9 protein-coding genes and 1 pseudogene are annotated in these 14,369 nt (G+C 45.1%); 9 read left to right on the forward strand and 1 reads right to left on the reverse strand.

Annotated elements, in window-relative coordinates; all coding sequences use genetic code 11:
- Nucleotides 1-41 precede the first annotated feature (41 nt).
- From IC803_RS05090 to IC803_RS05120, 7 genes and pseudogenes are all read left to right on the forward strand, one after another.
- Nucleotides 42-1,562, forward strand: coding sequence for a competence protein CoiA family protein (locus tag IC803_RS05090; RefSeq protein ID WP_223812026.1), 1,521 nt, complete (start codon nucleotides 42-44; stop codon nucleotides 1,560-1,562).
- Complete coding sequence (locus tag IC803_RS05095; protein WP_081209286.1) at nucleotides 1,559-3,541, forward strand: coiled-coil domain-containing protein; 1,983 nt, start codon at nucleotides 1,559-1,561, stop codon at nucleotides 3,539-3,541. Before IC803_RS05090 ends, IC803_RS05095 begins: the two co-directional genes overlap by 4 nt.
- A gap of 21 nt (nucleotides 3,542-3,562) precedes the next feature.
- Nucleotides 3,563-4,516: a hypothetical protein gene (locus tag IC803_RS05100; RefSeq protein WP_033007994.1), complete on the forward strand. Its 954-nt coding sequence runs from the start codon at nucleotides 3,563-3,565 to the stop codon at nucleotides 4,514-4,516.
- On the forward strand, nucleotides 4,513-9,873 hold the full coding sequence (locus IC803_RS05105) for a DUF1998 domain-containing protein (RefSeq protein ID WP_081209284.1): 5,361 nt from the start codon (nucleotides 4,513-4,515) through the stop codon (nucleotides 9,871-9,873). The genes IC803_RS05100 and IC803_RS05105 overlap by 4 nt, the downstream gene beginning before the upstream one ends.
- 203 nt (nucleotides 9,874-10,076) lie before the next feature.
- Nucleotides 10,077-10,356: pseudogene (locus IC803_RS05110) on the forward strand (nucleotidyltransferase family protein).
- 196 nt (nucleotides 10,357-10,552) lie between these two features.
- Nucleotides 10,553-11,527 (forward strand): aromatic acid exporter family protein, encoded by a 975-nt coding sequence (locus tag IC803_RS05115; RefSeq protein ID WP_081209282.1) that lies wholly within the window; start codon nucleotides 10,553-10,555, stop codon nucleotides 11,525-11,527.
- Nucleotides 11,528-11,595: 68 nt separating this feature from the next.
- A complete protein-coding gene (locus tag IC803_RS05120) occupies nucleotides 11,596-12,102 on the forward strand; it encodes a L,D-transpeptidase (protein WP_081209280.1) in 507 nt (168 codons plus the stop codon).
- 43 nt (nucleotides 12,103-12,145) lie between these two features.
- Here IC803_RS05120 and prli42 read toward each other — a convergent pair whose 3' ends face one another.
- Nucleotides 12,146-12,238: a stressosome-associated protein Prli42 gene (prli42, locus tag IC803_RS05125; RefSeq protein ID WP_152908485.1), complete on the reverse strand. Its 93-nt coding sequence runs from the start codon at nucleotides 12,236-12,238 to the stop codon at nucleotides 12,146-12,148.
- A gap of 150 nt (nucleotides 12,239-12,388) precedes the next feature.
- On the opposite strand from prli42, the gene mce reads away from it, so the two are divergent.
- Entirely contained in the window at nucleotides 12,389-12,811 is a 423-nt protein-coding gene (gene mce / locus IC803_RS05130) for a methylmalonyl-CoA epimerase (protein ID WP_081209276.1), read from the forward strand.
- Nucleotides 12,808-14,358, forward strand: coding sequence for an acyl-CoA carboxylase subunit beta (locus IC803_RS05135; protein ID WP_081209274.1), 1,551 nt, complete (start codon nucleotides 12,808-12,810; stop codon nucleotides 14,356-14,358). Before mce ends, IC803_RS05135 begins: the two co-directional genes overlap by 4 nt.
- Nucleotides 14,359-14,369 lie beyond the last annotated feature (11 nt).

A 14,369-nucleotide genomic window follows, 5' to 3' on the forward strand; every position in this document is an offset into this window, starting at 1 on the left:
TAAAACAACATCCAGTCATTTTTGTAAGGGGTTCTGTTCATATGGAAAGAGCATTTAACCCGTTAGGACAACTTGTTCATGCGAAAAACGCACATAAGTATGGGGTTGTCTATACGTGTCCATGCTGCGGCGCGAGAGTATTTAAAGCAGAAGGAAGGGTGCAGTCCGCTCACTTTCGTCACGAACGCGGGCAAGGGTCTGAACGATGCGAACTTTATGTTCAACGTTTGTCAGGTTCATCCCATCTTCATGATTATTCAGTGGTGATAAGCCGCCCCTTTATTACATTTGAACCATTGGAACGTGATTGGGAGCTTTTTATTACCTTTCCTTATTTAACGCCTTCTCAAGCGATGCAATGTGACGTGCATCATTTGCACTTTAAAATAAAATGCAATGAAATGAATTCCTTTATTTCCTCTGCACAGCTTTGGCCTAACTCTAGTGAAAATAAACTGTGGATTGTTCCGAAACAGGGCTACAGTTTTTCTTTTGCGACTAGAAAAGATGAAAAATGTTATGAGAAACTCGGCTTGTTTTGGCCTGAATATATTAAAGGGTTTCAAAACCATACATATTTGTTTCGGCCAATAAACCAAAGCTTTTGCATGATTGAGCCTAGAGAACTATCACTGAGTGACACGTTTTATATGATGTCACGGAAAAAAATAGAGTTTCCGAGGGAAATGGATGTAACACCATTAAATCAAAAGTATGGATGGTTTGCCTATAAAATCCGTCTTCCTTTTCTATTGGCGGAGCCGTTAATAGAGTGGTTTCGGCAATTTGGATATGACTTGAAACCGCCGTATTATTATTTGGATATAGTCGCCCCTTCAGTTTTTGGAAAAAAAGGCGAAGCGATGTTAATCGGAACAGGAAAATGTAGAATCCAAATATCTTTTCGTGACTTTCAACTGCAAAAGTACAGCCTAGTTCATATTCAACCGGATTATACGAGTCGGGAATATCCGCTGTCGAGTTCTTATGTTGACATTATATTGCATAAAAAGGGTTTTCATACTTTTTATATTAAAAAACATGAAGGAAAGATGTTACATCTATTTTATGATCCAAACGCGAACCCATGTTTTTCGGAACGATTGGAATCCGGAGTTGTGGTTGACCAGCGGACATTGGCGCTGTGTGAGGAAAAGAGCATCTTGAAATATACAACGGTTTCGGTAACAGATCCTCTTTTGTTTCCTTACTGGATCAAAGAAAAAAATCGGTTTGCCAGAGAGCTCAGTCAAGGGGGAGAGTTTTTTCATCCATCTGTTGAGAAGCTTTTTATTCCTGGGGTTTGGGCGTTTGACTTTTCTGCTCAAGAGATGCGCGATTTAGCCCATCCCGATTGGCGCAAAGTTTTATTGGCGTATATGCAGCTTGAGCAAACAAAGTGTTGTTGGATTTCAAATGAACAATATCGTTTCCTAGAGTTTTTGTTGCAAGATGTAGGGGATAAAATGTTGCGGGCAAAACTAGCCTACTATGTAAAGACGTATCGAAACAAGGTTCCAAAAATAGTAAAGGAATTTATTGATGGGAGGAGATCGTCGTGAAGACGGTATTTGGGATTGTCGAAAAAGAAAGAAAGCCAAATAAAAAATATGTGTTTGTTAAAGTTTTAGCGGAATATCGCGATCACCAGTTAATTGAGGTTCAGGAAGCACGATTGCATTATCCAAGTGAGGGGGAAGTGATATGGTCTCCTGCTCCTGAAGACATTCACGCAGGGAAAGTGGGATTTTATACAATCGAAGAAAGAAATGAGGAAGACTACGCAGGAAGACTTGTATATTCAAAGTTTATCGCAAGAAAAGAATTGGAGAATTTAAAATATTATGAGGTATTTCCGATACCGTTTTCACTTGCGCAAAATCATGACATTGTTTATTTGATTCAGAACGGGTTTGATGCCCCGCAGCAGTTTAGTTCAGAAATTTTACTCTTAACGAACGATGATTATTTAGTTGGACCTTACCGTGTCAAACAGACAAAAGAACAAAAATGGGTGATTGATTCGTCCGACGATAAGTTGCTCGAAATACGAAAAAAAGGGATGCATCTCGTTAAATATAATGATAAGAACGTCGGGATCGAACGATACTTTGTATCGGCGATGCTAGCGAGCCCTGTCGAAGATTATCTCGATTGTGCCACTAACGATCGGATTATGCGTTATGCTTTAAAAACGTTGAAAGACCAGCAACAGGTTCAGGAAATTTCACGAAAAGTCATCAGTCAGCTATCTGAATGGGTTAGCGATCTCCCTCCGCAAGTTCGTTATGAGCGCATTATGCGAGCCATTGAGTTGTTGGCTAAATATCAAATAACAAAGGAAGATATTGGTCAATTTGAGGAAGAATTATTACAGTACCCAGCGATTCAAAGGAAAATAGAGGATAAATTAGAGGAAAGGTTTGCTGCGGAGAAAGCAAGAATCGAAGATGAGCATCGAAAAGTATTGAACCAAACAGAACAGCTGCGTAGAAAAAAAGAGCATTTGCTCGTTGAGATGGAAGAGATCGAAAGACAGATAAAGGAAACGGAAGAAAGATTAAAAAAAGCCGATGAAGCATTGGAGTTAAAGATCAAGGAAATGAAAGATAACATTTTCCGGACTTTGGCTGATTTACTCCCTTTCGCAAATTTAGGGTTAAATGTCTCCACGCATAACGAATCAAACGATCGAAATCATTCGCAATGGGTGGTGAAGGATGTTGATGAAACAACAGTTTATTATGAAGATATAAATCATTTAATGACATCCATTGCAGAAAACCTATGCATGATTGGCATGCAGGAGAATAAAGCATGGTTGATAGCGAAAACGATCATCGGAGCGATCTTGTTTCGTAAACCAGTCGTGGTCAAAGGAGAATTTAGTTTTGAACTGTCACAGGCAATCGGCTGGGCGGTTGCAGGAAACGATCATCTAACGGTTTTTCCAGATATAAAGAATTTTACTAATAAAACGTTGATCAATTGCTTTTCTCGTTATACACGGCCTGACTGTGTAAAGTCTCTTCATTTATGCCAAATTGAAAATTCGCCCGCTGAATTGTATTTACAATCGTTTCTCGACTATTGGCGCGTGTCTATTGATGAGTCGTTGCCAGAATTGATTTTGATAAGCATAAAAGAAGAAAGTGAGTTGACCGATTCGTTCATTCAAAAGCTATCGTTTTCGCCTGTGATCAGCGCAGACGAAATGACGACAACTCCTGATATTCTCTCATTAAGAAAGACACATCGCTTAGTCTTCGGCTCCATCCCTGCACATTTACTTGTAGAAGGTAAAATATTAAAGGAGAAATCCAGTGAGTTCAACAATTTTTTGGAAATTGTGCAAGAAGTCATGTCGTTTACGAAACAAAAAGAAGCATTTAAAAAATGGTTTCGGTTATTAGAGGATGAACGGCTCAAGGAAGAAGCTGTGTCTGTATGGGTCGTCAAGGTGCTACTGCAGCCGTATGTTGCCCGTGAGCAGGCAAAGAAGATCTTAGAAGAGTTTGACAGCGAGAATATTTTGATTTAGTAAGGGTGTGGAGCTCGAGAGATGTTGACAGATGCATGGAAGAATACAATTATACAATTTAGACAAATAAAACGTCATGTCCTTTCTTTGGTGCACTTTTATGCATTCGAGGACTATAAAATGAACCCGGTGCATTTTCAGCGGCTTATCCCGCCTTTGCAAAGATTGCTAAAGGGGCGCTTTTTTGAAGATCTTCGAAACGTTATGAAAGAAGAAGATCAAACCGAAGCACAGTCATTGCTCGAACTGTTATCTGGTTTGGGGGAAATATTGAAGCTTGCCAATGGATATTATTTGCCGTTGCCCCCGCGCTGTGTCGAACTTCCCGTGTCTAAAAGCTTGGTTGTGCTTAGCAACCCTGAAGGAAAGAGCGACAAGTATTACGGGTGCGGCAGCGGTTATATGGAAGAGGGCAGTCATGTTCCAACGTTGATGATTGACGAATGGATGCCTTCACCGACTGTAAATGAATTTATCGAAACGCTCAAATTGCAGAACCCAGTAAAACTAAACGATGAACCAACAGAACTATTTTTGCCTCAAAAACGGCGCAAATGGCACCCATTTCAAATGAATCTTGCATCAAAGTCTGATTGTTATATTGCTAGGTATGCATTAAAAAACAGTCAACCGCTCTACTTTTGGGTTGAGAACATGGGGAGGGGTGATGCGCGTTATTACAAGATACCCGAATATTATTTAGAAACGGCCAAGTATGCCTTAGAGTATAAGGCTCAGGTGAAAACAACGATAAAGTGTGCAAAAATTCGTGAGGATGTTATTTATGTCCGTCTTTTTAAAAAGTTTCCTGTGTTTGAACAAAAGATGGCGATGCTTTTTTGTTTCCCGCTTTCCTTTATCAAACCGATTGAGTGGATTGTGCCTTTGTGGCATTATTCAGATTTTATTTGGGTTTTGCGGCGCTTGGGGATTGATGAGGATTCAATACGATGGGAAGGAGTCGAAATGGGATGATGGAATTTACCATTAACTCCGTTTCTGCACGGCTGCATCAAAAATTGCGCGAATATATTGAAGCGCAATATCCAATCAGCCATCCCTCTTTGCTGTTAGAGCGCAGAGAGTTATTGGATTCACCAGGGGTCATTTCGAAGGAGCCGTATATTGAGGCCACTCCTGTTTATGAGCTGGGGCCTGCCTATAAGCAGATGAATTTGCCTGCACATTGCAAAGAAGCAATGACTTATTTTTCGGAGTTGTCTCCTAGTGTAGGAATTTATAAGAGGCCGTACGCCCATCAGCAGGAGGCGCTTGAATCATTTTTAGTGGATGGACATGATTTAGTTGTAGCGACTGGAACCGGCTCAGGTAAAACGGAATCATTCTTACATCCCATTTTAAACTCATTAATTGATGAAGGATTTAATAGAAGGGAACAGTTTCAAACACATGCGGTTCGGGCGTTAATACTATATCCGATGAATGCGCTAGTCAGCGATCAAATCACAAGATTGCGCCAGCTTTTTGGTGATGAGAGAGTGTCCAAGTACTTTCGGGATCATTTCGGTCGTCATCCATTATTTGGTATGTACACATCAAGAACACCTTACCCGGGAGAGCGGACAAAGGAAAAAGACGACTACCAGTTGAAGGAGATTATTGACTATTATTTGGATATTGAAAAGAATCGGCCGCAGCTGGCGCTGGAAATGAAAAAAAGAGGCAAATGGATAGCGAAAAATTTAACAAACTTCCGTTCAGGCAAAAGAGGCGACTGGAAATCTCGATATTTGACCTCTCCTGATGACCGGGAATTGTTTACTAGACACGAGATGCAAACGACTCCCCCGGATATTTTGGTAACGAACTATTCCATGCTGGAGTATATGTTGATGCGCCCGATTGAGCGGCCAATTTGGGAGAAAACAAGACAATGGCTTGCAGAAGATGAAGCGAACACATTGATTCTAGTGCTTGATGAGGCGCATATGTACCGAGGAACGAGCGGTGCAGAGGTGGCTCTACTCATTAGAAGGCTGCAGGCAAGATTAGGAATTACACGCGATCGATTGCGCTGCATTCTAACGAGTGCAAGTTTGGGCGCGGAGGATGATGATTCGGCGGCTATTGAATTTGCTGAACAATTAACGGGTAAACTGAAAAAACGTTCGTTTAAGTTGATCAAAGGAGTGAAAGAAAAAAGAAAGCCCGGAAGAATTGGCACGACAGAAGAGGCCTATGCATTCGCCTTGCTAGACAGCGAGCAGTTTACCAATCGCATTCATCAGTACGATACATTGCGGTCGAATCTCCAGGCTGTAGCAAAGCGGCTTGGATGGGGAGATGTCCCATATAATTTAGATGAGTTGCCGTCGTATCTATATAAAAGTTTAGACGGATTTGGACCGCTCGAATTAATTATTGAACAAATAAGCGGAAATGCTAAAAAGTTCAGCGATATTGCCAAGTTGGTATTTCCAAGTGTCGATATGAAAATGGCCCAAAAAGCGACGAGCCATTTATTAATGTTGGCCAATGCAGCTAAAAATAATGAGCGAGTGTTATTGCCGGTAAGGATCCATTTATTCTTTAAAGGTGTATCAGGCATTTATGTCTGCACCAATCCGAAATGTGAGGAAAAAAGAGTAAAAGGAAACGATTCGATTTTAGGAAAAATGTATGATTCTCCGAAATTACAATGTACTTGCAGCAAGGAAGCAAGGGTCTACGAATTGCTTACCCATCGAAAATGTGGAACTGCATTTATTCGAGGGTATATATCGAAAAAGGACCGCAACTACTTATGGGCTGAAAAAGGGAAAGGCATTGTTGGCGAGGAGTTGACAGAGATTCATTTGCTGGTTGAACCGCCCCATGAAAAAATACAAAAAGGAGAGCGATCGGTGCGTCCTGTATGGCTCGATATCAGGACGGGATATTTAATGAAGTCGCCGCCGGAAGATCCTGAAGGTTATCTAAAATTGTATTTGCCTCATGATGAGGCAAATAAGAACAAAAAGAAAAAGCAAACAGTTACATTCCAACAATGTCCGTGCTGTATGAGAAAAGTGCAGGGAACGATTACGGACTTAAAAACAAAAGGTGAGCAGCCTTTTGCTAATTTAGTTCGCGAGCAATTTTTATTGCAACCTCCGGTAAAGCTGAATAAACAATTGCCTAATGAGGGACGGAAAGTGCTGCTGTTTTCTGACGGACGCCAAAAGGCTGCACGTCTTGCCAGGGATATTCCCCATGAAGTAGAGCTTGACTCTTTTAGACAGTCCATTTTATTGGCGGCTCAAAAATTAATTGATCAGGATATTGAACCGAAACTGAGCGGCGCTTTATATTGTTCGTTGTTGCAAGTGATTGATGAGCATAAATTATACTTTTTTGAAGGACAGGATCGAAAATCGTTGGCCTATCATGTTCAAATTTTACATGAGGATTTTGATGGCGACTATGAGGAGCTGATTGACAACGGCGACATTGAACCGCTGCCTCGTTTCAAAACAGAACTTCTTCGCCAGCTTTGCCATCCACTCTACTCGGTTTATACAACGGCCACAGGCTACGTAGAGCCTGTTAAAAGAGAAATGGCAAGAGTAGAAAGAAAGCTAAAAGAGATATTGTCGAAGGAAGACATTTATGTACTGACTATGCTGTTCATTCAAGAAATGTTGGATAGAGTGGCCGTAGATTCAACCATTCATTTCTATGAGAGGCTGAAGATTAGAGGGTTCGGGGGCGATGATTGGGGAGTTGAGAAAGGTTATATACCGAAAAACTTAGAGAATATCATTCATCTTTATGTTCAAAGTGAGGAGCATAAGAAGGAAATTGTCGATGCATTGTTTAAATTGTGTACAGAATCGGAAGGGAGATATTATTTATCCCCTAGAAAATTAAAACTGATTCCCGGCATTTATACAACCTGGTATAAATGTAATGATTGCAAAGAAATGAATATCGTTGTAGCAAAAAACAAATGTGTGAATTGTTTATCGGAAAATATCGAGATATTAGACGTGAATAGTAAACGGTTGGATTCAGAAAAAGGATTTTGGCGTTCACCTATACAAAAAATATTGACAAACCATGAGAAAATTTCGAACATCACCGTTGAAGAGCATACCGCTCAACTGTCGCAAAAGGATGCGAAAATAGCGATCGCAACAACAGAAGAGTACGAATTGCGGTTCCAAGATATCATATTAGATGTTTTAGAAGGACCTGTCGATATTTTAAGCTGTACAACCACAATGGAAGTCGGCATCGACATCGGTTCACTGACTGCCGTTGGACTACGAAATGTTCCGCCACAACGGGAGAACTACCAGCAGCGTGCGGGACGTGCTGGACGTAGGGGAACGGCTTTATCGACCGTAGTTACTTATGCCCAGGGAGGGCCGCACGATTATTATTATTTTCAACAGCCTGAAAAAATGATCAGCGGTTCGGCTCGCAAACCCATTGTTTATATTGATAATAAAAAAATCACCAAAAGGCATTTGAACGCATTTCTCATTCAAACGTATTTTCATGAAAACGTTTCTACAAGTACCGTTGCGTCAAGCATTCTCAGCAGTTCGTTAGGTGATACAAAATCATTTTTTGAAGGTACTCCTCCTTTTAATTATGAGCAGTTTAAAAAATGGCTGAATGACAATATAGCCTGTCGTTTTCGCGACTATCCGGTGATTTTTGACTTGATTCCGGATGGGGTTGTTTCGACAGAAGGAATATTAGACGGGAATATGGTAGAGCGAAAATGGTATATTGTTAAGGAAGCATGTAATGAGCTAGTAAGCGAGTTGGAACGGAATTATGAGAAAGTCAAACATACAATACAACCCATCGATGGTGACGATATAGCGGAAGTAAATCCGAACGATAAATTTCTCGATTTTTTGTTCAATCACGGCTTGCTTCCAACCTATGCATTTCCACAAGATTTATGCAGTTTTTACATCGAAGGGAAGGATGAAAGAACGGGGAGAATAATCGTTAAACAACGACCGCAATTGGAGATAAACAGAGCGTTGAGCGAGTATGCGCCAGGAAGACAAATTGTTGTTGATAAGAAAACATATCGAATAGGGGGAATTTATGTACCTAATCCACACGATCCGTTAAAACCGGCTAAAGATTTGTTGCTGGACAGTTTGCCGGTTATCACTTATTGTGAATCGTGCTTATTTGTTTCTTTGGATCCAATCCAAACGAAAAAATGTTCAGTGTGTGGTGGTGAGTTGAAAAACAGTCCGTTGTTGCGACCAACGGGGTTTTCGCCTGAGAAAGGGATGGAGGTGAAGGAAGGAGATAGGGAGCAGGAATTCACCTATGCAGTTCCTCCTCAGTTACCTATTCCTGTGTCTGGCGAAAAACTAAGTTTGAAGGCTTATTCAGGTTCAGAGCGGCTTCAATATGCTAATGAGATGAACAAACAGCTTATCGTCATGAATAAAGGGACGGATCGACAGGAAGGATTCGAAATCTGCACGGATTGTGGGGCTATTTGGCCGGCAGGGGAGAGTGAACATAAATTGGCTCATGATGTACCTTACAGGTTGAAAACACATCTTGGTCAAAGGGATAGCCGCTGTAGAGGAAGTATTATGAAAGTGTTTCTTGGGAATATATTTAACTCTGATTTATTACTATTGCGGATGAGTTTTGATGAAAAAGTCGATTTTCACCCGAATCATCAATGGGTTCATGACGGTTTGAAGACGATTGGCGAGGCGCTCGTATTGGCTGCAAGCCGGGTATTGGACATCGATTATAATGAGTTACTGTCAGGATATCGCATTCTTCCATTAGAGACAAAAAGTCCACAACATCTGTATCAAGCCGATGTTTACCTGTTTGATACTTTATCTGGAGGAGCGGGGTATTCACACATTGCAGGGGAAATGCTCCCTGATATTATTAAAATGGCAAGGGAAATTTTGCATGAATGCGAAAACCATTGCGAGACATCTTGCTATAAATGCTTAAGACATTACTCCAATCAATTTTATCATCATCAGTTAAATCGTTTTGTCGCCCTAGAGTTGCTTGATTATATCGTTAAAGGTGAATTGAAGGCATTAACATTAACGGAACAACAAAAAGTGTTGGCCCCCATTAAGCGCATGTTAGAAATACACAATGAAAAATTCGAGGAATTCGAAGAAGGGGGACGCTATCTCATTAAAGTCAAATCGAAAGGGAATTGCTTAATTGGTGCAAAAAATAATATAGAAAGGATGTTGGTATGCGCATACAGCCAGCCTGCTATTGCGTATGTTTCGGCTTATGAAGTTTTGCATGATTTGCCGAATGTATATTTAAATGTTGTAGAAGGCAAACACCAGTTGCTCGTTTGAGGACGGTTAGAATCAATGCTAATCGCTCAAAAAGAGGAATGGATTTATTTGGGATATACTCAACTCACGCAACGCCAAGGCCCATGTGTACAATGAAGACGACTATGAGCGGATCAAAAACCGAATTGTATCGGAATATGTCCACAAAATCGAAGCGCGGCTGAAACATATCAAAAAAGAAATAATCGACTGTGACCGATGGAATGAGCCCGACCGTGTTTAAACGGCTGATGGCGTATTTTGCCGGCGAGGAAGATATTCAAAAAGTCATCTTGTTCGGCGCGCGGCACGGCCCGTTACAATTCCGACATTGACTTGTGCATCGATTACACCGGCAAGCAAAAGTGGAAAATCAAAGATGACATTGACGAGATTGTCGGCATTGATTCGTGTGATGTGCTCTTTTTCGACGCGCTGAACGAAGCGATCCGGCGCGAAATCGAGCGCGTTGGGAAGACGATGGATGAAAAAGACGGCTCATGAACCCGCCTCGGTTTGTGTCTAGGACGGTCTGTCCCACCCGAGCGGACAGCCGTCTTTTTGCCTTTCCGCGGCTGTTGGGGCAGATGGGCTTCAGGATGCGGGGCGTGTGAGCCGGGGATGGCCCGTTTTTCCTTGCATCGAAAGCGCCGTCATCGGTACAATGAAGTCGGCAACCATTGGCAAAGGAGACGGCGCGATGAAAATCGGCTATCGGACATTGAAAACGGCGGTGGGGGCGGCGCTGGCGATCGCCATCGCTCAGCTCATTGGTCTTCATAACTTCGCTTCTGCCGGCATTATCGTCATTTTGTGCGTTCAAGTGACGAAAAAACGGTCGCTGGAGACCGCGCGGGCTCGTTTTGCGGCGTGCGTTGTCGCGATCGGATTTGCGGCGTTGTTTTTTGCCGTCTTCGGCTATCATCCGTGGACGATCGGGCTGTTGCTTTTGTTGTTCATTCCGGTGACCGTCCGGTTGAAAATCAACGAGGGCATTGCGACCAGTTCGGTGATCATTTTGCATTTGTATGCGGCCAAGGACATCACGTGGGGATTGGTCGCCAATGAGATCTTGCTAGTGGCGGTTGGCATTGGTGTGGCGCTGCTTATGAATATGTACATGCCAAGCGTCGAGAAGCAGCTCAAAGAGTACCAGCGCATTGTCGAGGATTTGTTCCGCATCATTTTAAAAGAAATCGTGCGCTATTTGCGCACCAATGAGCTCGATTGGGATGGGAAGGAGCTGCCGCTTGCCGCGGAGATGCTTGAGAAGGCGAAAACGCTCGCGATGCGCCACGCCGACAATCAGTTATGGAGGAACGAAGATGAATACGTTCGCTACTTCCGCATGCGCGAGCGGCAGTTAGAAATCATCGAGCATATGCTTCCGCTTGTGACATCGCTTGTCTACACGGTCGAGCAGCGGATGATGGTCGCCGATTTTATCGACGAATTAAGCGATGCCATTCACCCGGGAAATACGGCCGATCGGTTTTTGCGGCGTCTTGCCGAGATGAGCGAGCAGTTTAAGGAGATGCCGCTGCCAACGACGCGCGAACAGTTTGAAGAGCGGGCGGCGTTGTTTCATTTAGTGCGCGAATTGGAGCGATATTTAATCATCAAAAGCCAATTTCACCCCGGAAATGTGCCAAAACAGCAGCGGCTTAAGGCATGATGCAGGGCATATGTCCATCTGCTTTGGCACACACTATGGCCAAACGCTCAAGCAAAGGATGGACTTCTATGCGAGTATGGTTGGCCATTTGTCTCGTGATCGCCGCCGTATTGGGGGCTCCTTTTCAGACAGCGGCGGAGGCGAAGCCGTTTGTCATTGTGAACAAAGCGATCAATAAGCTCGCGCTCGTCCGCGACGGCCGCATCGAAGCCGTCTATCCGGTGGCGACCGGGGTGAATGCGGCGTTGACGCCGGAAGGGCTGTTTACCGTGACGGTGAAGGCGGAAAACCCGTACTATCGGAAAAAGGACATCCCGGGCGGAGCGCCGAACAATCCGCTTGGCACGAGATGGATCGGTTTTGATGCGCGCGGGACGGATGGGCGCATCTATGGCGTCCATGGAACAAACAACCCTGCATCGATCGGGGGCTACGTTTCGCAAGGCTGCGTGCGCATGTACAACCGCGATGTCGAGCATTTGTACGAACGAGTGCCGATCGGCGCACGCGTGCTCATTCTCCGCAGCAACGAGTCGTTTTACGACATTGCCAAGCGATACGGCGCCATCCAATGAGAAACGCAAGCTTCCTGTTTCGAAGCTTGCGTTTTTTGCCGGGTTAAAACCATAGGCTGATGCCGGCAAGGAGCGTCGTCAGCAGCATGCAAATGAGCATCAAGTAAACGACGAATTTTTGCGTTTTCCGCGACAACGGTTTTTCCTCCTCCCCGTCCGCTGTTCTGTTTTTATTGTAACTGTATGCGGCGGAGCGGACAAGGAAAAACAAAAAGAAGGATTTTTTGTCGAAACGGCGAATGATATGATGTTGGATGACCATTTTGCAGCAAAGGGGTTGCAGACGATGCACGTGAAAAAAGTCGACCATATCGGCATCGCCGTCCGCTCGATTGAGAAAGCGCTTCCGTTTTATACGGAGGTGCTCGGCCTGCCGTTTCTTGGCATCGAGGAAGTCGAGTCGGAGCAGGTGAAAGTGGCGTTTTTGCAGGCCGGAGAGGCGAAACTGGAGCTGCTTGAGCCGCTGTCGCCGGAGAGCGCGGTGGCGAAATTTATCGAAAAGCGCGGTGAAGGGATTCATCACGTGGCGCTTGGCGTCGAGGACATCGCCGAGCGCATCCGTGAGCTCAAGGAGCATGGCATCCGCATGATTCAAGATGCGCCGAAACGCGGCGCCGGCGGGGCATGGGTGGCGTTCATGCATCCGAAATCGACCGGCGGCGTGTTGTACGAACTTTGTGAACGGCCGAAAATGGAGGGACACCAATGAGCGACATGTACGACAAAATCAATGAATTATATGACCGCCGACGCGAGATTGAACTGGGCGGCGGCGACGAGAAAATCGAACAGCAGCACGCGAAAGGGAAGCTGACCGCGCGCGAGCGGATTGATTTGCTTTTGGACGAAGGAACGTTTGTCGAACTCAATCCGTTCATCGAGCACCGCTGCACCGATTTTGGCCTTGGGGAAAAGAAGGGGCCGGGCGATGGGGTCGTCACCGGCTACGGGAAGATCAACGGCCGCACGGTGTTTGTGTTTTCGCAAGATTTCACCGTCTTCGGCGGGGCGCTTGGGGAAATGCACGCGAAAAAAATCACGAACATCATGGATTTGGCGGCGAAAACCGGGGCGCCGGTCATCGGCTTGAACGATTCGGGCGGCGCCCGCATTCAAGAAGGGGTCTTGTCGCTGGACGGGTACGGGCACATTTTTTACCGCAACGCCATTTACTCCGGGGTCATTCCGCAAATTTCCGTCATCATGGGGCCGTGCGCCGGTGGAGCCGTCTATTCGCCGGCTATCACCGATTTTGTGTTCATGGTCGAAAAAACGAGCCAAATGTTCATCACTGGCCCGAAAGTGATTGAAGCGGTGACCGGGGAGAAAATCAGCGCCGAAGATTTAGGCGGCGCCCGCGTGCACAACACGATCAGCGGCAACGCCCACTTTGCGGCGGCGAATGAAGAGGAGGCGCTCGCCGAGGTGCGGCGGCTCATTAGCTATTTGCCGTCAAACAATAACGAAAAGCCGCCGTTTGGCCCGATTCCCGACGGGGACGACTACCGGCCCGATTTAGCCGATGTCGTGCCGATTGACGCCGTCCGCCCGTACGATGTGCGCCATGTCATCGCCCAAGTCGTCGATGACGGATCGTTTCTGGAAGTGCAAAAAGATTTTGCGAAAAACATCGTGATCGGTTTTGCCCGCATCAAAGGCGAAGTGGTGGGGCTTGTGTGCAACCAGCCGAAGTTTATGGCCGGCGGCCTTGACATCGATTCGTCCGACAAAGCGGCGCGGTTCATCCGTTTTTGCGATTCGTTCAACATCCCGATCATTACGTTTGAGGACGTCACCGGCTTTTTCCCGGGCGTCAAGCAGGAGCACGGCGGCATCATCCGCCACGGGGCGAAAATTTTGTACGCCTACTCGGAGGCGACGGTGCCGAAAATCACCGTCATTTTGCGCAAAGCGTACGGCGGCGCCTATGTTGCCTTAAACAGCAAATCGATCGGCGCCGATGTCGTCTATGCGTGGCCGAACGCCGAAGTGGCCGTCATGGGGCCGCAAGGGGCGGCGAACATCATTTTCGCGAGCGAAATTGAAAAAAGCCCGAACCCGGAAGAGACGCGGGCGCAAAAAATTGCCGAATACCGCGAGAAATTCGCCAATCCGTACGTCGCCGCCAAATACGGCATGATCGATGACGTCATCGACCCGCGCGACACGAGAATCAAGCTCATCCAGGCGCTCGAGATGCTTCGCCATAAGCACGAAGAGCGGCCGAAGAAAAAGCATGGCAATATTCCGCTGTAAGCCTCACATTT

The organism is Geobacillus sp. 46C-IIa (genome assembly GCF_014679505.1).
GTDB lineage: Bacteria > Bacillota > Bacilli > Bacillales > Anoxybacillaceae > Geobacillus.